Origin of the sequence: Streptomyces axinellae, from assembly GCF_039532135.1 — a bacterium.
GTDB classification, from domain to species: Bacteria; Actinomycetota; Actinomycetes; order Streptomycetales; family Streptomycetaceae; genus Streptomyces; species Streptomyces axinellae.
This window is the reverse complement of the sequence record NZ_BAAARJ010000001.1, coordinates 150,195-169,574: the sequence shown is the minus strand read 5'-3', so window position 1 is coordinate 169,574 and position 19,380 is coordinate 150,195. Positions and strand designations below refer to the sequence as shown.

17 protein-coding genes are annotated in these 19,380 nt (G+C 70.0%); 3 read left to right on the top strand and 14 right to left on the bottom strand.

Features of this window, described 5'->3' with window-relative positions; all coding sequences use genetic code 11:
• Positions 1-186 precede the first annotated feature (186 nt).
• The 7 genes from ABD339_RS00590 to ABD339_RS00560 form a co-directional block, all read right to left on the bottom strand.
• On the bottom strand, positions 187-2,502 hold the full coding sequence (locus ABD339_RS00590) for a heavy metal translocating P-type ATPase (protein WP_344560986.1): 2,316 nt from the start codon (positions 2,500-2,502) through the stop codon (positions 187-189).
• Positions 2,503-2,548: 46 nt separating this feature from the next.
• Positions 2,549-3,889 carry a nicotinate phosphoribosyltransferase gene (locus tag ABD339_RS00585; protein WP_344560984.1) on the bottom strand — a complete coding sequence of 447 codons (1,341 nt, stop codon included), beginning with the start codon at positions 3,887-3,889 and terminating at the stop codon, positions 2,549-2,551.
• A 43-nt stretch (positions 3,890-3,932) separates the two neighbouring features.
• Positions 3,933-4,835 (bottom strand): universal stress protein, encoded by a 903-nt coding sequence (locus ABD339_RS00580; RefSeq protein WP_344560982.1) that lies wholly within the window; start codon positions 4,833-4,835, stop codon positions 3,933-3,935.
• A 263-nt stretch (positions 4,836-5,098) separates the two neighbouring features.
• A complete protein-coding gene (locus ABD339_RS00575; protein ID WP_344560980.1) occupies positions 5,099-5,965 on the bottom strand; it encodes a universal stress protein in 867 nt (288 codons plus the stop codon).
• A gap of 175 nt (positions 5,966-6,140) precedes the next feature.
• A complete protein-coding gene (locus ABD339_RS00570; RefSeq protein WP_344560978.1) occupies positions 6,141-6,818 on the bottom strand; it encodes a CBS domain-containing protein in 678 nt (225 codons plus the stop codon).
• Positions 6,819-6,953: 135 nt separating this feature from the next.
• A complete protein-coding gene (locus tag ABD339_RS00565) occupies positions 6,954-7,676 on the bottom strand; it encodes a CBS domain-containing protein (protein WP_344560976.1) in 723 nt (240 codons plus the stop codon).
• Positions 7,677-7,685: 9 nt separating this feature from the next.
• Entirely contained in the window at positions 7,686-8,678 is a 993-nt protein-coding gene (locus ABD339_RS00560; RefSeq protein WP_344560974.1) for an Acg family FMN-binding oxidoreductase, read from the bottom strand.
• Positions 8,679-8,850: 172 nt separating this feature from the next.
• On the opposite strand from ABD339_RS00560, the gene ABD339_RS00555 reads away from it, so the two are divergent.
• Positions 8,851-9,741 (top strand): universal stress protein, encoded by an 891-nt coding sequence (locus ABD339_RS00555; protein WP_344560972.1) that lies wholly within the window; start codon positions 8,851-8,853, stop codon positions 9,739-9,741.
• Between the two features lie 40 nt (positions 9,742-9,781).
• Here ABD339_RS00555 and ABD339_RS00550 read toward each other — a convergent pair whose 3' ends face one another.
• Positions 9,782-10,510 carry an HAD family hydrolase gene (locus tag ABD339_RS00550; RefSeq protein WP_344560970.1) on the bottom strand — a complete coding sequence of 243 codons (729 nt, stop codon included), beginning with the start codon at positions 10,508-10,510 and terminating at the stop codon, positions 9,782-9,784.
• A 990-nt stretch (positions 10,511-11,500) separates the two neighbouring features.
• Between ABD339_RS00550 and ABD339_RS00545 the strand changes: the two genes are divergently transcribed.
• Positions 11,501-12,001, top strand: a complete 501-nt coding sequence (locus ABD339_RS00545) for an NUDIX domain-containing protein (protein WP_344560968.1) — start codon at positions 11,501-11,503, stop codon at positions 11,999-12,001.
• 77 nt (positions 12,002-12,078) lie between these two features.
• Positions 12,079-12,468, top strand: a complete 390-nt coding sequence (locus ABD339_RS00540) for an NUDIX domain-containing protein (protein ID WP_344560966.1) — start codon at positions 12,079-12,081, stop codon at positions 12,466-12,468.
• On the opposite strand, the gene dpgC is transcribed toward ABD339_RS00540, so the two are convergent.
• The 6 genes from dpgC to ABD339_RS00510 form a co-directional block, all read right to left on the bottom strand.
• Positions 12,414-13,718 (bottom strand): (3,5-dihydroxyphenyl)acetyl-CoA 1,2-dioxygenase DpgC, encoded by a 1,305-nt coding sequence (dpgC, locus tag ABD339_RS00535; RefSeq protein ID WP_344560964.1) that lies wholly within the window; start codon positions 13,716-13,718, stop codon positions 12,414-12,416. The two genes, ABD339_RS00540 and dpgC, sit on opposite strands and share 55 nt — an antisense overlap.
• Positions 13,715-14,386, bottom strand: coding sequence for an enoyl-CoA-hydratase DpgB (dpgB, locus tag ABD339_RS00530; RefSeq protein ID WP_344560962.1), 672 nt, complete (start codon positions 14,384-14,386; stop codon positions 13,715-13,717). The genes dpgC and dpgB overlap by 4 nt, the downstream gene beginning before the upstream one ends.
• Complete coding sequence (gene dpgA / locus ABD339_RS00525) at positions 14,380-15,498, bottom strand: 3,5-dihydroxyphenylacetyl-CoA synthase DpgA (RefSeq protein ID WP_344560960.1); 1,119 nt, start codon at positions 15,496-15,498, stop codon at positions 14,380-14,382. Before dpgA ends, dpgB begins: the two co-directional genes overlap by 7 nt.
• Positions 15,499-15,780: 282 nt before the next feature.
• Complete coding sequence (locus ABD339_RS00520) at positions 15,781-16,857, bottom strand: alpha-hydroxy acid oxidase (RefSeq protein WP_344560958.1); 1,077 nt, start codon at positions 16,855-16,857, stop codon at positions 15,781-15,783.
• Positions 16,854-17,885, bottom strand: a complete 1,032-nt coding sequence (gene hppD / locus ABD339_RS00515) for a 4-hydroxyphenylpyruvate dioxygenase (protein ID WP_425575856.1) — start codon at positions 17,883-17,885, stop codon at positions 16,854-16,856. The genes ABD339_RS00520 and hppD overlap by 4 nt, the downstream gene beginning before the upstream one ends.
• 283 nt (positions 17,886-18,168) lie before the next feature.
• Positions 18,169-19,368: a cytochrome P450 gene (locus tag ABD339_RS00510; protein ID WP_344560956.1), complete on the bottom strand. Its 1,200-nt coding sequence runs from the start codon at positions 19,366-19,368 to the stop codon at positions 18,169-18,171.
• Positions 19,369-19,380: the final 12 nt, after the last annotated feature.

The following is a 19,380-nucleotide window of genomic DNA, read 5'->3' as shown; positions in this document are numbered from 1 at the left end:
GCAGGCGGTGACCGCGGCTCGGCGCACGATGCTCTCCTCGGGATCGGGGACGCGGTCCATTCCGTCGGGAGGCCGCCGTGCGCTGAGCCGCTACCTCGTCGTCGCCGTGGCAGGTGACGACGAGGACGCACTCGTCACCGGCCTTCCGTCGCGTCCGGTCGAGGAGACCGGACGCGACGGGACATGTCATGGGGCCAGGGAGAGATACGTCTCTTCCTCCTCCGTGAAATGCAGGCGCAGCAGCGCGTGCAGGCCGTACAGGCAGGCACGCAGATCGTCCAGCTGCTCCGGCGCCAGGGTTTCGCGAGGACGGGCAAGGTCCAGGTGGGTGGCGATGCGCCTGGCGAGGCGTTCGACCTCGACGTGGGCGCGACTCATGCCCGCCATGGTCTCCGGACCGCCGAGCGCGGACGCGAGGGCGGGGTAGAGCTGGTGTTCCTCGGCGTGTTCGTGCGGCAGCAGACGTTCGGTCAACAACCGGTGCGCGTGGTCCACCGCCGCGAGGGCCTCCGGCCCGGGGCTGTCGGAGAGACGGTCGGCCGCGTCGCGTACCGCTTCGAGGACTTCCTGGAGGTCGTCGTGTTCGGCGGCGAAACGGTGGGCGAGCGCCTCCGCGGCCGGCGGGAGCGCAGGCCGCGCGGCCCGGCCAAGGCGCAGCGCCCGCAGCGCGTTGAGGATGACCACGACGTCGATGCCTTCCTGGAGCAGGGCACCCGCAGCGGGCGGGAGCAGCCCCAGGGCAGCAGCGGCCATGGCGGCCAGTGACATCAGCATGCCGCCGAGGGCGCTCTGCACCGCGATGTGCCGTGCCCGCACGGCGATGACGACGGCGTCGGCGAGGCGGTCCACCCGGTCGGTGGTCAGGACGATGTCCGCGGCCTCGGAGGATGCGGTGGAGCCGCGGGCGCCCATGGCCACACCGATGTCCGCGGCGGCGAGCGCCGGGGCGTCGTTCACCCCGTCCCCGACCATCACGGTGATCGCCCGTGCACGTTCGTCGCGCACAGTGGCGACCTTGTCGGCCGGGGTGAGTTCCGCCCGCACCTCGTCGAGTCCGAGGACGGCTCCGGTCTCGCGGGCCGGCTCCGGCCGGTCACCGGTGAGCATCACCAGCCGTCGGATGCCCGCCGTGCGCATGCGACGCAGCGTCCGCGGCGCGTCCGGGCGCGGCGGGTCGCGCAGGAGGACCGCGCCGACGGGGCGGCCGTCCACGGTGAGCCAGGCGAGGGCCGCCCCGTCCAGCAGAGCCCGGTTGTCCGCCGCACGGGCCCAGCCGAGAAGCTCGTGGCGGGGATCAAGGCGGCCGACGGTGACCCGGTGCCCGTCGAGGGTGCAGGCGGCGCCGCGTCCCGGCTCCTCGGTAGCCTCCGTGGGCGGAGACAGTTCCAGTCCTCGGTCGCGGGCGGCATCGACAATGGCCCGCGCCAGGACGTGCGGGGAGTACTGGTCGGCCGAGGCCGCCATGCGCAGCACGTCGACCGGTCTCCAGCCGGGTGCGGCGGCCAGGTCGAGGACGTGCGGTCGGCCACCGGTGAGCGTGCCGGTCTTGTCGAGCAGCAGGGTGCGGGCCCGTCCGAGGTTCTCCAGCGCGCCACCGTCGCGGATCACCACTCCGAGGCGGGAGGCCCGGGAGAGACCGGAGACGATGGCGACCGGCGCCGCGAGAAGCAGCGGGCACGGGGTGGCCACCACCAGGACCGCCACCGCACGCACCGCGGAACCGCTGACCAGCCAGGCCAGGCCCGAGACCGCGACGGCCAGGGGCAGGAACCAGGCGGCGTACCGGTCGGCCAGGCGGACGAGCGGGGCCGACTCCGCTCCGGCCTGCCGTGCCAGTCGCACGATCTCCGCATACGTGCTGTCGTCAGCGGTGGCGGTGGCCCGCAGGTCGAAGGCGCCGCCGGCGTTGACCGCACCGCTGCGTACCGTCCGACCGGCCGGACGTTCCACGGCCAGGGGCTCTCCGGTGAGCACCGACTCGTCCAGTACGGCCGTGGCTCCGGCCACCCGGCCGTCGACGGGGACGACCTCCCCGGGGCCGACGACGAGCTGATCGCCGACGGCGACCTCGGCGAGCGGTACGGCCCGCACGCCGCTGCCGGTACGGCGGCGGGCGGAGCGCGGTGCGTGTTCCAGGAGGGCCCGCAGGTCGTGGGAAGCCCGTCGCCGGGCGGCCGTCTCCAGCGTGCGGCCGGTGGCGAGCATCAAGGCGATCAGCGCCCCGGCCAGGTACTCCCTGACGGCCAGCGTGCCGCCGAGTGCGAGCACCGCGATCAGGTCCACGCCGGCATGGTGCGCTCGGAGCTCGCTCAGCACCCACGCTGCGGCGGGCACGATGGCTGCCGCCGTGCACAGTCCCCAGCACAGGTCGGCGACGCCACCGGCGCCGACGAGCCAGGCGACGCCCCCGGCTGTCAGCGTGGCGGCCGTTACGGCCAGTAGGAGGGATTCGGGACGCGGACCCAGAACCGCCGCGAACGCTCGGCGCAAGAGATGGTCCATGGCGCTCCTCAGTCCCGACGCCGGGCCGCGGCCTCGCGGTCCACGGCTACCGCGAGGCGTGCGGCAGATAGGCGTCCCGTATGTTCCGCCGCACTGTGTCGGCGAGCTCCCGCAGTCGCGGTGAGGTCGTACAGCTCAGCGGTACCGGACCGATGATCCGCCGTGCTTCTTCAGGCAGTGCGGCGAGGTCGGCGGCGCAGCGCTCGCGCAGGTCTTCGAGACCGGGCGGCGGGGCTGTACGGGTGCCCGCCTCGATGACCGTGTGCAGCAGCGGGCGGCTGGATGCGGGCGGTGGTTCATCGGCGAGTGCGACGACGTCGTGGAAGCCCTCCAGCCGGTGAACCTGTTTGCGTCCCGGAAGGGTCACTTTGCGGGCGGACAGTTTCATCACGGGGCGGGAGTCGTACTCGACCAGTTTGTAGGCGGAATCCAGGTAGGGGGCGTCGGCCGAGGTCCCCACGCGAGTGCCGACGGCGTAGATGTCGATGGGCGCGCCCGCCCGCACCAGTCGGTCGATCGCGTATTCGTCCAGGCTGCCGCTGGCGACTATGCGCACGGTGTTCAGCCCGTAGGTGTCGAGGATGCCGCGGGCATGCCGCGCCTCGTCGCCGAGGTCGCCGCTGTCGATGCGGATCGCCGAGCCCTCCGCGATGTCCAACTCGCGCAGGACTCGGGCGGCGGTGTGCACGCCCTGTCGGGTCTCATAGGTGTCGACCAGGAGAGTCACCGGTCCGGGGTGTGCGCGGGCGAACGCCCGGAAGGCGGCGTCTTCCGCGCCTATGGCCTCGATGTAGGAGTGGGCCATGGTGCCCACGGCAGGCAGGCCCAGTTCGAGCGCGGCGGCGACGTTGCTCGTCGCCGCGAATCCCGTGATCGCCCCCGCCCTTGCGGCATGGTGCGCGGCCCCGGTTCCATGCGTCCGGCGCAGAGAGAAATCCACCACGGGGTGCCCGTCGGCGGCGAGTACACACCGCGCCGCCTTGGAGGCGAGCGTGGTCTGGTGGCTGATCTGGTTCAGCACGTAGCTCTCCACCAGTTGGGCCACCGGAAGAGGCGCGGTCACTTCCAGTACCGGTCCCCCGCCCAGGACAACCCGGCCTTCGGGAACGGCGCGCACCTCGCCGGTGAACGTCAGCCCCCGGAGCGGCTCAAGGTCCTCCGGCGGCCGGCCCAGCGCCGAGGCGAAGTCCCGGAGGTCTTCGGAGTCGAGCCGGTAATCAGTCAGATGATCGACGACTTGCTCCAGGCCGGCCATCACCAGGAATCCCCGCCCTTCGGGGAGGTCGCGGACAATCAGATCGAAGGTGGCAGGCTGCGTCATTCCCTCACGCAGGTACGCCAGCGCCATCGACACCTCGTACAGATCCGTCGTCGTTTCTCCGGGCATAGGGTGTCCGCCTCTCCGACATCCGGGGCACGGCCGCGGCTACTCAGGCATGCGGAACGACGGCGACCGGGACACGTGCGTGGTGCATGGCCGCATGCGCGACCGGGCCGACGTGGGAACCGAAGCCGTGTGTTCGCCGACGACGGCCCACCACCAGCAAGCCGGCGTCCTCGGCTGCGTACGCCAGCAGGGAGGCGGGCCGTTCGCCCACGGCCCGCGCGTCCACCGTCACTCCGGGGTATTTGTCGCGCCACGGTTGCACCGTCTCGGCCAATGTGGCCGCGCGCTCCGCCAGAAGGTCCTCGATGGCCAAACCCGCCAGCGGAAAAGGCCGGGATCCGTAATAAGGGGGCGGGTCCCAGCCGTGGAGAATTTTCAATTCCGTCGAATGGCGCCGAGCGGTCTCGAAGGCGAAATCCAGCAGTACCTCGCACGGGTGCCGGATATCCACCCCGACCACGGTGCTGCGCGACTCACCTTCCTGGCGCCCCGCCTCGGTTTCGGATCCCGCCCTCTCCTCCGCGTTGCCACCGTCGGCTCTGACCAGCACGACTGGGCAATGGGCGTGGGCCACGGAGGGCAGGGCGACGGACCCGACCAGGAATCCGCCCAGAGGAGTGAGCCCACGCGATCCGACGACCAGCAGTTCCGATGTCCGGGAGAACTCCGTGAGGACCTGCGCGGGATCTCCGACGGGCGTCTTCCCCTCGACGGAGAGAGCCGGGAACCGGTCCGCCAGCATCCCGGTCGCCTCGCGGAGTACCTGCTCCGCGTGCCGAACCGCCGTCTCGGCGTGTACCAGCGCCGGGTCGAGTGCGCTGTCCCCGATTCGCACGTGCAGAACTTGGAGCGAGGAATCTCTGGTCACAGCTTCTTGGGCGGCCCATACCGCTGCGGCCGAGCTTTCCAGCGTGCCATCAATACCCACTGTGACGACATGGGCCATTTCTCGCTCCTTCGCCGGGGAAGGCAGACCCGCGATTGTGCCGGCCGTCTCCAGGTTCCCCCCGCGCGGGGCTGCTGTCCAACGGCGTCGGAAGGAGCGTCCTCACGCACCGCATTCACCGCTGAGCCGGCTCAGGAATCACGCCGTCATACGTCTCTTCACCGCCCTTGGCCGGATTGCTCGCGGCATATCCCTCTTATCGCGGGCGCCCGCGACCGCTCGACCTGATCCGGAGAAGCTCTGACGCGACGCACGGCGATTCCCTATTCATGCGGAACCACAGCCACCGGGCACTGCGCGTGATGCAAAGCCGCGTGGGTAACGGGCCCGATACGGGTGGGGAAGGGGTGGCCGCGCAGTCGCCGGCCCACAACGAGCAGGCTTCCGCCAGTGCTCGCGTCCAACAGGAAGGGCGCGGCCCCGCCCATCGCCACGGCCCGTTCCACCGGAACCCGCGGAAATTTCCTCAGCCAGGGGCGGAGTGCTTCTTCCAGTTCCTGCCCCACGCGTCTCTCCACCTTCGAGACCACTGGCGGACTCGGCAGGGCGGACGGGTACGAGTAGAGCGACTCGACATTCCACGCGTGTGCGACCCGCACTCCCGTCCCTCTGCGACCGGCAGCCTCGAACGCGAAGCCGAGCACCGGGTCGTACGAATGCCCCAGGTCCACCCCCACGACCACGGGCGCGGCGGAGCCGCTCTCCGCACCGTCGTGACTTCGAACGGCGACCACCGGCGCTCTCACGTGGGCGATGACCGAGAGGCCGACCGACCCGACCGCGAATCCGGTGAACGCTCCGAGGGCGCGGGAGCCGATGACCAGTACTTCCGACTCCTCGGCCGCACGCAGCAAGACCTTGACAGGGCCCTCGCCGACCACTTCCTCGCGGACCTCAAGCTGCGGCCAGGCGTCCGAAGCCACTCGTGCCGCCGCTCGCACGTTCTCCTGCGGCCACGAATCCGCGCCGCCGTCCGCCGCGGTTGCAGTCGCCGCCCATCGCCCGGCCCCGGTGACGACGCGCAGCGCGGCACCACGCGACACGGCCTCCGAGGCCGCCCATCGGACAGCCTCCATGCTCTCCGCCGAGCCGTCGGCACCGACCGCCACCGCTTCCCTCAACCTCGCCACCTCACGCTCCACGTACTGGCTCCCGATGACAGGACTTGATCACCTACCACCCTCCCGGCCGGACAGCCTTCTTGCCCGCGACACTCCAGATCAGCACAGCATCGCGGCAGTGAACGTGCCATCGCTCCGCGGCATCCGGGCCCCCGGAAACGCCCCCTGCCGGCCGCGTCCCGGATCACATTCCGGCAGGTCCCGCTCCTGCCTTCCCGGCCACGGTCAGATCGAGACGCACGTCCACGACACCGTCGACGTTCCGGCACAGCCGCTCGATCAACGGCAGGGAGTCGCCCCCGCCGACCTCCCCGCGCAGGCTCACCACGCCGTCCGCGACACTCACCGCCACCTGTGTCCTGGACAGTCCGAGGACATGGGCGAGCACCTCGTCGACGATCTCGTCTTCGATGGCGCTGTCCTTGCGGAGAAAGACGCGCAGTACGTCAGCGCGGCTCAGCACGCCGGTCACTCGCCCGGATTCGTCCACCACCGGAAGTCGCTTGATGCCGTTCGACCGCATCAGCCGGGCGGCTTCCACCACCGTCCGCTCGGGCTCGACCACCACGGCGGGGCTCGTCATCAAGTCTCCCGCGGTACCGAATCCCCTCTTGTCCCGGCCCCGCCTCCGATGGCCCTCTCGGCCCACCGGCAGCAGAGAGGCGGGTTCCGGCAGTTCGGCCTGAGCCCTCAGCAAGTCCCCCTCGGACACCACTCCCACGGGACGTTCCTGGTTGTCGACCACGGGCAGGGCGCTGATGTCGTGCTCGGCAAACAGCCGAGCGGTGTCCTTGAGCCCTGTCCCGGGGCTCACGACCACGGCAGGCCAGGTCATCAGGTCCCGGACCGTTCGATGGCTCATGGTCAACCCTCCTTCTCGCGCCGTCCGGCGCTGAGTGCGCCGGAGGCTTCCGCCCCCCTTACCGGCACTCTGGGCAGAAGAGACTCCGCAGCCGTCTCGGCAGCAGATCTGTCGGCCAACGTTCCTGACGCCTCGTCACGGTGCGAAATGAACGTTCACCACACCGTCGACAGAGAGCACCATCCGCACCATCAGCGGAACGATGTCGGGGTCCCGGATGTCGCCGGAGAGGGTCACCACACCGTCCTTGACGGCTACCTGTACTTCGCCGAAGGTCCGCGCAAGCGGGTGGACGACCTCTCGCCGGATCTCGTCGGCGATCTCCGCGTCGGGCCGGAGGAACACGCTGAGCACATCGCTGCGGCTGACAATCCCTCTCAGGTAACCGGCGTCGTCGGTGACCGGCAGCCGCTTGACGCTCTTCTCTGCCATGACGCGTGCCGCCTCACTGAGAAGTGTGTCCGGGTGCACGGTGACGGCCGGCGAGGTCATGAGGTCCGCGCCTCTCCCGCCCGCTGCTTTCCGGAGTTCCTCGGAGGGCTCGGGGGGAGGGCGGAGGCGACTATCCTGGCCTTGCCACTCTTCCTTGGGGAGCAGGTCGGCCTCGGAAACGACGCCGATCACGCGGCCGTCGCCTTCCAGCACGGGCAGCGCACTGACGTTCCACTCCCGCATCGTGCTCACGATGCGCTTGAAGTCGGCCTCGCGGCCCACCGCGACGACCGTGTGCGTCATCGCGTCGCCCACCGTTCTCGGCGAGGGCAGTCCGACGCCGGGAGAGTCCGGGGCCTTCTCGACGGGGTCGGAGGCATCTGCCGCGCCCGTGTCCTGTGTCGGCGGTACACGCTGAGTGCCCATGGTGCCTCCTCACGGAGCCATCTCCAGAACGTCCCGCACGGTACGACGCGGGGTGTGCGGTCCCATCGGCCCGTAGCCGAGACGCAGGATCATCTGGACCGGGCCGGCGCCGCGGACCGGATCGCGCAGGACCCAGCGCAGGTGGGACCTCTCCAGTGCCTGAGTGGCGAAGGAACTGGCCACCCCCTCCCGGGTCGCCAGCAGGAGTACCCGCTCCATGGCCTGCCCGGCGGCCAGCCACGCCTTGGGATCGTCCTCAGCGGTCGAGACGACCGCCATCTGCGGCATACGTTCGAATGCCGCTGCGCCCCGGTCTGTCGCCGCGTGGCCACGGGCGAAGTTGCGTACCGGCGCTCGCCCCTCCCGCCTACGGGACCCGAGGCTGTACTCCGTGATGCCGTCCCGCGCGGTGTCGGACTGTGCGGTGCCCGTGCGCACCCATTTCTGCTCGTCGGGATCGCCTTCGTACTCCGCGTCGGCCTCGGCCTCCTCCATGACCTCCAGGATGAAAGACAGATGCCAGCCGGTGGGGAAGCTGAGCTTGGCTCCCTCGGCCGCGGCCTGCTCCGTGAGCCGCTGCTTGAGACCGTCGGGAATCGGCTCGTCCGCGTAGGGATACCGGCTCGTGTGCCGTTCCTTGATCATTTCGTAGAGACCCGCGAGGTCGTAGTCGATCTCTCCGGGATCAGCGCCACGGAGCCGCACTGTGGCCACCAGCCCGCCCCCGTCGGGCGAACTGGATACCGAGACATCAGGCCGCAGCCCGGCGTGCCAGGCGGCTGCCCGCAGGTTCAGCAGGGCCGCACCGCAGCCGATCCTCAGAGCCCTGTCTTCAGGGTCGGCCGTCGGCATCGTTCGCAGAGGATCCGCATAGAGGTCGATCAAGTGATCGCCACGGTGATAGAGAAACCGCCAGGGCTGCGCGTTGTGCATGGACGGAGCCGCGACCGCGTCGCCGACCAGTCCCGTCACCGTCTCGTCGTTGATCTCCGTAGTCGGCATCGTTCACCTCCCTCACCCCTGTCCAGGTTGACCCCTCGACCCGGTGTCGGCCAGCCCGGCAGGTGGGCCCGCGTCCCCTCCGGACCGGAAAAAGTGCAGGCGACCCCACCAGCGGGTTGACTCGGCTACGGAACGGAACGGCCAAGCCGGGAGCGGAAGGACTGAGACAGGTATGACGAAAAGCGCTGTCACAGTCGGTTTCGACGGTTCGGCGGAGAGCCAGGCGGCCCTCGAATGGGCGGCCTTCGAAGCCGAGCGACGGGATCTCCCGCTCCAGCTGCTCCACGTCTGGAGCTGGCAGCCCTACGCGCTCACCGCCGACCCGGACAAAGAACAGGAGTGGGTGGAGCGGGTACCCCGGCGGGCCGCGCGCCGGCTCGCGGAACGCCATCCCGGTCTCCGGATCGATCACCGGAACGTGCCCGGAGTGCCGGCCGATGTACTCAGCGACCCGGCGCCGGAGACAACACTCCTGGTACTCGGCTCCCGGGCACTGGGCAGGGTGGGCGGATACCTTCTCGGCTCGGTCGGGCAAGAAGTCCTGTCGCGCACGGAGGGGCCCGTGGTGATGGTCCGTGCGCCCTTCGACGAGGGCGAGGACCAGGAAGGCGCGACGCCCGCACAGCACCCCGGCGACAGCCCCGTCGCCGTGGGACTCGACCTCGTCCAGCCCAGCGAACAGGTGCTGCGATTCGCCTTCGAGACCGCAGCCCTGCGTGGCGCCGCCCTCCGCGCGGTGTACGCGTGGAGGGTGCCGCCCGTCTTCTCCTACGGCCCGCGAATGGTGGACCAGCGGCTCCGAGGCGACCTGGAGAGGCGGGAGCGGGAAATGCTCACCAAGGTGCTCCGTCCCTGGCGGGAGCGACACCCCGGGGTGACCGTGGAAGAGAGCGTGGCGCCCGGCAACGCCACCCGCCACCTCGTCGCGTCCTCACACGACGCGTCGCTGCTGGTGGTCGGGCGCCGAGTCCGTCATCCGGCCCTCGGACCGCAGCTGGGTCCCGTCACCCAAGCGGCCGTGCATCACGCCACTCCCCCGGTCGCGGTCATCCCCCACGGTTGAACCGCCCGCCGACGACAGCCAGTACGGCGGTGCGGGCCCCTCACGCGTCTCTTCCCTGTTCCACAAGGTCGCCCAGATCGTCGACGACCAGGTCAGCCCCATATTCGAGCAAGTCGTCCGCACCATCCGGATCTCCGCTGCGGTTCACTCCCACCACCAGCCCGAAGCCACCGCGGCGCCCAGCCTCCACCCCGGCCAGCGCATCCTCGACCACCGCTGTGTCCAGGACCGCGGTCTCCAGCCGCGCCGCCGCTTCTCTGAACAGGTCAGGCTCGGGCTTTCCGGCCAGACCCAGCCGCACCGCCTCCTGGCCGTCCACCAGCACAACCAGCGGGGGAACCAACAACCCCGTACGCGTCAACAGTTCGCGAGCGTGGCGCGAGGCGGACACCGCGGCGCACGGCACCCGTGCCGCCCGCAAGACGCTCAGCAGGCGGACGGTACCCGGCCACACCCGGACCTCTCCGGTACGCAGCCTCGCCGTGAAGTCCTGCTCCTTACGCGCGGCGACCGCCCATACGCTGTCGATGCCCGGGGCGTCCTTCTCGTCCCCGAGCGGCAGCCGGATCCCGCGCGATGCCAGGAACGCACCGGCCCCCTCGATCCGCGGCCGGCCGTCCACATACCGGCGGTACTCCTCCGTGCCGAAGGGCCGCCGGCTTTCGGAGGAGGAAGGCGGCGCGGCTTCCAGCAGAGCATCGAAGGCCACCTTCCAGGCAGCGGCATGGAGACGAGCGGAGTCGACCAGCACTCCGTCGGTATCGAACACGACCGCACGCAGGCGGGCGAGCCGCGGACTCAGGAGAGAGGCGGAAACCGGAGCACTCACGCGGGGCGTTCCGTGGTGGAGAGCGCTCTCTCCGTGCGGACTGTCCGGACTGTGCGGATCGGCAGTTCACGTACGCCTTCGGATGCATCCATACCCGGAAGCTACCGAGCGGGCCCGTGCCTCACCGTCAAGCGCCGCAGGATGTCTCCCGATTCCCGCCGACGCAGACGGGCCCTGCCATCGCACAGGGCTGGCCGTCTTCCTACGTGTGATGCCCTGCCAAGAGTCCGGGCCAGCCGTCGTAGGAGGTCGAGATCTGAGGACAGATGCGCATTCCTACCGCGGTCGTGTGCCGATGGGCAGAGGGCACCATCTCTGGTCAGCCCCTCTGCGATGACGTAGGCCGTGTCCGCGCAGGTACGCACGGAAGACGCGCAGCACGACGCGCGCCGTGTACGGATCCGGCTCCAGCCGCTGGAGCCGCCGGCCCTCCACGGCCTTCCCAGGGTGCGGGTGCGGCATCCACGATGCCGGTAACCGTAAGGGGGCCCGCAAGGGTGACTGCCCTCCGTTCGAATGACACCGGAATCCAACGCGCCTACCAGGGTGGGCAAACCCCCGCCACCCAGAACACCTGTCCATCTATTACCCGTAACGGCACACCCTCTGCGGCCCTGTTCTTAGGGCGCCAGTACCCCTCACGCGCCCATCCGGAGGACACCGTGGCACCCCGGTCCGATTCAGCACCCGCCTTGGCCGCAATCGAACATCGCCATCTCGGCGAGCTGCCCGTTCCGCGCCCGTGGCGTCCGGTTGACGGCGCCGCCGCGAGCCGCCCTCCACACCGGTACCAGGCCGGCGACCGGCGGTGCGGCCGGGTGTGCTTCACCCCGGCTGCGCGGAGCGTCCGCACGAGGGGGGCCTCCGCGTGAAGGGCCGGGAGGAGGTCGCGGCCCCCGGCTTCGACAACGAGACCTTTCAGGAGACGGCATGAGCGGTACCTGGCTTCCGCCCGAGCAGTACATCGCCACCCTGCCCAAAGCCACCATTTACGGATGCTTCTTCGTCACCGACCAGGCCGACCGGCCGATCCAACTGCGCGCCGTCCGCAATCCGGCGGTGTGGCAGTGGCCCGGCGGCAATCTGGACGACCCGGGCGAGACACCGTGGGGCTGCGCGGTCCGCGAGTGCATGGAGGAGACGGGCCTGCACATCGCCGATGTGCCACGGCTGCCGGCCGTGCACTTCCTGCCGCCCCTCGGCGACTGGACCACCCACAAGGTCGGCTTCGTCTTCGACGGCGGCCGGCTCGACCAGGACCAGATCGACCGCATCGTCCTGGACCCGGATGAGCACACCGAAGTCGCGATCCGCCCGCTGGAGGATTGGCGCACCCGGATGAGCGGCTTCGCCTTCCGCCGTCTCGCCGCGGTGGCCGAGGCCCGCCGCAGCGGCTCGGTCTGCTACCTGGAGCAGCCGCCTACGCCCTGACCTTCGCCCCTCCCGTACGGCGGTCTCCCGCCGCACGGTTGTCGTACCGACCGACCGTCCACGTCGTGGAGGCCGAGATGGATTCACCGGCTCGAAGCACCTCACAGGTCCCGGAGCAGCCGAGGACGAGTCAGGAGGAGTACGCCCACTCCCGGCACGCGGTCCGGCTGGTCGCGGCAGCCCTGTTCACCGACGAGCTGGGCCGCGTCCTGCTGTTGAAGCCGACCTACCGCAGCCAGTGGCTGCGGGCGGGAGGCGGCGCCGAGCCGGGCGAGAGTCCCGAGGCGGCGTGCCGGCGCGAAGTCCGGGAGGAACTCGGCCTCTCCCGCGACCCCGGCAGGGTCCTGGCCGTGCACTGGCTCACCCCGGGGCACCCGGGATCTCCCCAGGACCCTCCCGGAAGGGGGATCGCTCATGCCGATCCCGCCGCGAACCTGCCGACCTTGCCGATCACGTCCGCACCGTAGATGCGCAGCGCCTGCTGCAGGGCGAACTCGGCCATGTACTGGACGAATTCCGCGGGCGGCTCCTCGGCCAGGTTCACCATGCGCCGGTTGGCCAGCACGGCGTCTCCGCGGAGGCGGGCCAGTGCGCCACCGATCGCCGCGTCCATCTCCTCCGGCGAGACGACCTCGTCCACGAGCGACCGTGCGTCCGGCTCGTCCGCCCGCACCTGACGGCCGCCGAGGATCACCTGCCGGGCCATGCGTGGCCCGGTGAACCGGGTGAGCCGGAAGTTCGCCGCCCCGGGAATGATCCCCTCCGTGGCCGCGGGCAGGCTGATGTAGGCGTCGGACGCCGCCAGCACATGGTCGAAGACCAGGAGGAGCTGAGCCCCGCCGCCGATGGCGAACGAATCGACGGCCGCCATCCAGGGCTTGTCGGTCAACCGCGAATGCCACGATCCGTCCGTGAACACGCCACGAACGATCTTGTGGATGTAGCCCAGCTCCCGCCGCAGCAGGAAATCCACCAGCGGGATGTCGCCCGAGCTGAGCTTCTTGAGGTTGATGCCCGCGCAGAACACCCGGCGTCCCTGATGCCGGGGATGACTCATCTCCCCGCCCCGCAGCAGTCCCACCCGGACGGAGGGGTCGAGCAGCGCCAGATCGACCGCGGTCTCCATGTCGTCGACCTGCTGGACGTCCTCGGCGTTCAGGCAGTCCTCCCGGCACAGGGTCAGGTACGCGACGCCGTCACGGCGCTCCAGCCGGACCGCGTCCATCCGCACGACGCCGGTCTCGGTGAATTCGGGCAGCAGCCGCAGCGCCCGGGGGGTGGGCCGGAGCATGGCGTCGAGCAGGTGGGGACCGGCTGTCCGGGCGCGCATGATTCCGCGCAGGAATATGCCCTGATCGATCTCGCGCCCTTCCTTCTCCGCCTGCGGCCGGGCGCGTTCGGCCGTCATCTGTTCCTCAGTGGGCACCAGGCCGGGGAAGGCCCGGGCGGCGGTCCGGACGAGTTCGTCGATGCGCAGGTACCGGGTCCGGCCCGCGGTGAGTGCGTCGTAGATCTCCTCGGCGTGCGCCTCCATGTAGTCCGTGCGCATCGCCCTGATCTCGTCCAGTGCCGAGGACGCGGCTTCGCGCTGCTCAGGAGTCCGCACGGGATGCGAGGGCAGGCCGGCGAGCAGATCGTCGACTCGCTGGGCCGCCTTCGCCAGGGCCCGGTGGTCGAGCAGCGGCCCTGGCGGCAGAGTCGTGGAACCCGCGGTCACGACACGGCTCCCCGTCGCAGGGCCCGGTCCGCCGCGGCCAGGTGCGCGCCGAGCGCGTCCTCGAAGGTGGTCGAGCCGGCTTCGAAAATCAGCTGCCGGCGAATCGCCATCTCCGCGCCGTCCATGGCACCGGCCGCCTCGGCCAGGCCGGCAAGCGTCGTCGCCGGATCCTCGGTCACCTCGTCGATCAGGTTGAGCGCGAGCGCGCGGTCCGCCTCGATCGGGGCCCCGAGCAGCACGGCCCGCCGGATGCCTGCCGCACCGGCCTGGTGGGTGAGCCGGTACACGGTCATCCCCGGCCAGGTGGCACCGCCTGCCCATGAGAGCAGCAACCGGGTGCCAGGAGTGACGATCCGGACGTCGGCGGCGAGGAGAACGTCCAGGGCCGTTCCGGCGCAGTCGCCCGACGCCACCGCGACCGTGAGCCGGCCGAGTCGTTCGAACCGGCGCACCACCCGTTCCCATTTGGAGACCATGCCGACGGTCAGCTCGGTCCACCAGCCGGCTGGTGGGACACCCGTGACGTGGATGGTGACCGGGCCGGATTCCCGATGGTCCTCGGCGCGGTCGCAGAGGTCGGCCATCTCCTCGACCGACGCGGCCGACAGCGGCCGAGTGCCGTCCAAGCGCAGCATCAGTTCGCCATCCGTTTCCGCACGCGTCACCATTGGATCAGCGCCGTTTCGATCGAGGAGCCGGGCCCCATGGTCATCAGTACGCCGTAGTCGCCAGGCCGGGCGGCCTCCTCTTCGGCGAGTCGCTCGTAGGAGAAGAGGAAGGAGCCGCTGGAGAGGTTCCCGTAATCGCGGAGCACACCGGTGGTGTGCCGGACGTCGTGCCGGCTCAGGCGGAGGTTGACCACGACGGCGTCGATCACCTTCTTGCCGCCGGAGTGCACCAGCCAATGGCTGATGTCGCTGCGGCGCAGCCCCGTACCGGACAGCAGACTCTCGACGACGATCTCGGCGTGCGCACCGACCACGTAGGGAATCTGCGGATCGAGGAAGAAACTGAACCGGTCCTGGCCCCGGTCCCAGTCGTAGCGCATCGCGTCGAGCGCGTCGGTGATGATGTAGCTCGCGAACTTCAGCACGCGGGGGCCGGGCACCCGCTCCTCACCGGAGACGAGGGCGAGGGCGGCGGCTCCGTCGCCGAACAGGCTGTTGACCACCGCGGTCCGCATCGTGCCATCCAGGGCGTAGGCAGCGGAACATGCCTCGCTGCACAGGACGACGCCGAGCTCACCCGGGTGCGCAGCGGACCAGCCCGCGACCACGTTGAGCGCGTTCAGACCCGCATTGCATCCCATGCCGACAATGTCCGAACGGCTGCAGTGCGGGTCTGCACCGAGTTCACGGATGATCAGTGCGCTCAGGCCGGGAGTCAGGAAGCCGGTCGAGGTGACGCAGCACAGGTGACGCAGGTCCGAAAGCGTCGCTCCCGCCGACTTCAGGCAGGCTTCGAGCGCGCGGCACCCCATGTCGACAGCGATCTTCTTGTGTTTGTCCAGGAGATCGCCCTGGGGTTCCGATACGCGCACTCCATCAGGCCCGTCCGGCGGAAGCGTGAGAAAGCGCCGGTCAATCGCGCTGTTCAGGAAGACAGATCGGATCCTGGGATCCTCGATGCCGAGAATTTCGAGCAGCTCGGGTTGGGAGTAGGACGTGTCGGAGACCGCGGTCCCGACGCCGGCGCACCTGGTGATCTCGGTTGGTCCGGTGAGGACGGGAAGGTCCGCAGCCGGCGCGATACTGGTCGTCATCGATACATCCAGCTCCATGTCCTGAGCTTGCTACGGCGCACCGGCTTTATCTGTGACGCGGTCATCAATCTCACCTTTCGCGGGTCTCAACGGATGCCATGAACGCGGCTTGGCCGCCTCGTGACAGCCGGGCGGACATTCCCGGGGTTTCAACTACCAGACGCAGCACCACCATTCGCCGGGTTCACCGCGGACAGCGCGCCTCGACCAGCCTGGCAGGAGGCGGTGCGGAGCCGTTCGCCGTCGTAGCCGGAACCCCGCCGGGGGCCGGTGTCGCCGCCGGGCCCCTCCGGCGGAGCATCAGCCATACCGGGGCCCCCTCGTGCTCAGCCGGCCGGCCGCGTGCACCGACTCGCAGCCCGCCAGGCCCATCGCGTCCCGGAGTTCGGCGGCGAGCAGTTCGAGCACCTGTCGCGCGCCGTCCTCGCCCGCCGTGGCCAGCCCCCATATCACGGGCCGCCCCACCAGCACGGCCGAGGCGCCGAGGGCGACCGCCTTGAGGACGTCTCCGCCACTGCGGATTCCGCCGTCCATCAGCACCTGACAGCCGCCGGCGATCGCGGCGGCGACCTCGCCCAGCACCTCGATCCCGGGCACGGCGCCGTCCAGTTGACGGCCTCCGTGGTTGGACACCACGATGCCGCTGACACCCGCCTCGACGGCACGGCGGGCGTCCTCGACAGCGAGAATCCCTTTGAGCACCACCGGCAGGTTCGTGCGCGCGCACACCGCCGCCACGGAGTCCCAGTCGGCCGGGGCGAACTCGCGTGCGGTGTGGGCGGCCACGGCCGAGACCCCCCGGGTACGGCGGTGCACGTCCGCGCCCGCTTCGAAGTTGGCAGCCGTCACCCCCTCCGGCAGCACGAAGCCGTTGCGCATGTCACGCAACCGCCGCCCCATCCACGGCACATCGACGGTGAGCACGATCGCCTCGCAGCCGGAGTCCTCCGCCCTGCGCACCAATTCCAGGGATCGTTTCTGGTCGCGCAGCCAGTACAGCTGGAACCACGGCCGACCGCCGACCGCCGCGATCTCCTCCAGCGGAATGCTGCTCATCGTGCAGATGATGTACGGCACACCGGCGTTCCGAGCCGCGCGGGCCGCCGCGAGCTCGCCCTCGGGATGGAACAGCCGCTGGTACGCAATCGGCGCGACGGCCATCGGCAATTCGGCGCGCCGGCCGAGGATGTCGGTCTCGGTGCTGCTGTCGGTCAGGTCACGCAGCATCCGGGGCACCACGAAGGTCCGCTCGAAGGCGGTGCGGTTGGCCGCCAGAGATGCCTCGGTGCCGCTGCCCCCGGCGAGGAAATCCCAGATCTCGCCGGGGAGGACTCCCTGGGCGGCGCGTTCGAGGTCGGCCAGGCAGACGTACGTCATCGTCGAGCGGCGCCCGGCTCGTTCTGCCCGGTCCGTTCCAGCTCCACGGCCCCGTACAGGGCCTTGATGTTGGAGTTGCCGAAGGTCTGCGCCCCCTGCCTCTCGATGATCTCGAAAAAGATCGTCCGCCGCGGATGGGCGGAAGCGGTGAAGATCTGGAACATCTGGCCGCCGTGATCCTCGTCAGCGAGCACGTTCGTCGCCCGCAGATCATCCAGTTTGTGCGTCTCCAGCGCGATCCGCTCACCGAGCATGTCGTAGTAGGCACCGGGCGTCTGCAGGAACTCCACCCCGCGCCGGGACAGCGCCTGGACCGAGCGGACCGCGTCGTCGCTGGTGAATGCGATGTGCTGGATGCCGGCCCCGTGGTGCTCCTTGAGGAAGTCGTCGATCTGGCCCGGGTCGGCGCTCCCGTCGGGCTCGATCAACGTGAGGGTGACCGCTCCCGACGCGCTCTGCACGACGATGGAGTTCATCGCCTGGGCACCGACGACGATGTGCTCCTCGAATATCTGCCGGAATCCCAGTGCCCGCTCGTACAACGCCACCGTAGGACCGAGGTCGCCCCCGCTCAGGCAGACCGCGAAGTGATCGATCCCGAGCAGGCCCACGTCTCCCCCGCGATGGCCGTTCGCGTCCGGCGCGGCGGTGGTTTCGTCGCTCTGGACCAGGGTGTGCACCACATCGCCGAAACCGATGACGGCTGCCGTGACGGCCGGCCCGTGCGGCTCGGTCCCGGTGAGCCGCGCCGGCTCGCGGACAGCGACCGCCCCGCCCCGCACGGCAGCCTCGAAAGCGGCGGTCACGTCCGGGGTGCGCAGCGCGATATCGGCCACGCCGTCGCCGTGCGTCTGGAGGTAGGCCGCCGCCGGATGACGATCCGACGTCGGTTCGGTGAGGACCAGCTTTATCGGCCCCTGCCGCAGTGTGACGCTCCGGTGGTCCGCCGAGCGGCTCGTACCGGAGACGGCGAATGCGTACTTCTCCACCCAGCCGAACGCGGCCTCCTCCAGATTCTCGACATACATTTCCACGTATTCGGTCTCGAAATTCTGCACAGCACTCAAGGCTTCCTCCAAGAAACAGATGGATGGCCATTCACAGCATGACGCCGAGCCAATTTCGCATCAACGGTGTCAGCTTGACGTATCCCGGGCACGCACGTAATGGCTTTCGGTTGGACAAACGCCGTTTGCGCCCCCAAAGACCGACCACGCCAGGCGTGTGCATTCCACACACGACAGCGAGCGCGGCGAATTCCCGGATACGCGAGCGCTTCGCGCGGCGCGATCCGGGGAATCGGCTCCCGGGTCAGCGTCCCGTGAAACGCACCGGGAGCTCCCGGTATCCCTGCACGACGATCGCGCGCAACCAGGCCGGCTCCTTCACGAGTTCCACCCGTGAAATCCGCTCGGCGAGCGCGCGCAACACGACCGACAGCTCGATCCGGGCGAGTGCGGAACCGAGGCAGTGGTGCACCCCGTGGCCGAACGTGATGTGCCGATTGGGCTTTCGCCCCGGGCGGAACGTGTCGGGGTCGTCGAACTCGGCGGGATCCCTGTTCGCGGCGGGCAGCCACGCGACCACCGGGGTGCCGGGCGGCAGGTGACGGCCGTTGATCGTGACCTCGCCGGTCGTCACCCGGAGCACGTGCATCGCCGGTGAGGTCCAGCGCAGCACCTCCTCCACGACGGTGTCGATGTCCGCGCTCCCGTCGCGCAGGCCGGTCAGCAGGCCGGGCACCGTGGCGAGCGCGTGCACCGCACCGGTGATCGCGTGCCGGGTGGTCTCGTTGCCGCCGATCAGCACGTTGTCGCAGTTGAGAATCACGTCATCGGTGGTGAGGCGGTCATCGGCCACCAGCGTGCTGACGAGGTCACTGCCCGAGCGCTTGCGGCGCGCGCTGATCAACTCGTCGAAGTAGACGAGGATCTCGGTGTGTGCCTGGCGCGGCGTCATCCCGTCGAACTGTTCGTCCGCACCGCCGAACGCGTGTTGCGTCAGCTCGATGAGCATGTCCTGATCCTCGGCCGGTACTCCGAGGATGTCGCACACGACCGCGGCGGGGATACGCGAGCCGATCGCCGCGGCGACGTCGCACACCTCGCCGTCGAGCGCCTGGTCGAGAACGCCGCTCACCTCGGTCCGCACCCGCTCCGCCAGTTCCCGCGCAGCCGCCCTGGAGAGCAGCGGTCCGACCAGCCTGCGCAGCTCGCGATGCTGCTCCTGTTCGGAGACCACCATCATCCGGCCGCCCGAGGTGTCCGGATGGTCGCGGTCGAACCCGATCATCATTCCGTACTCGGAGGTGAACGGCGCGGAGGGCGCGAGGACCGCGGCACACGCCCGGTGCGAGAACACGGACCAGAAGCCGGCGGGTGAACTGCCCGGATCGCTCCACACCATCGCATCTTCCGCCGCCAGCGCGCGCCAGCGGGCGTGCCGGTCGGGCGTCGTGTACAGATCGGGATCGCCGAGATCAGCCTCATCGACGGTTTTCGTCGTCCGCATGGATGGTCTCCA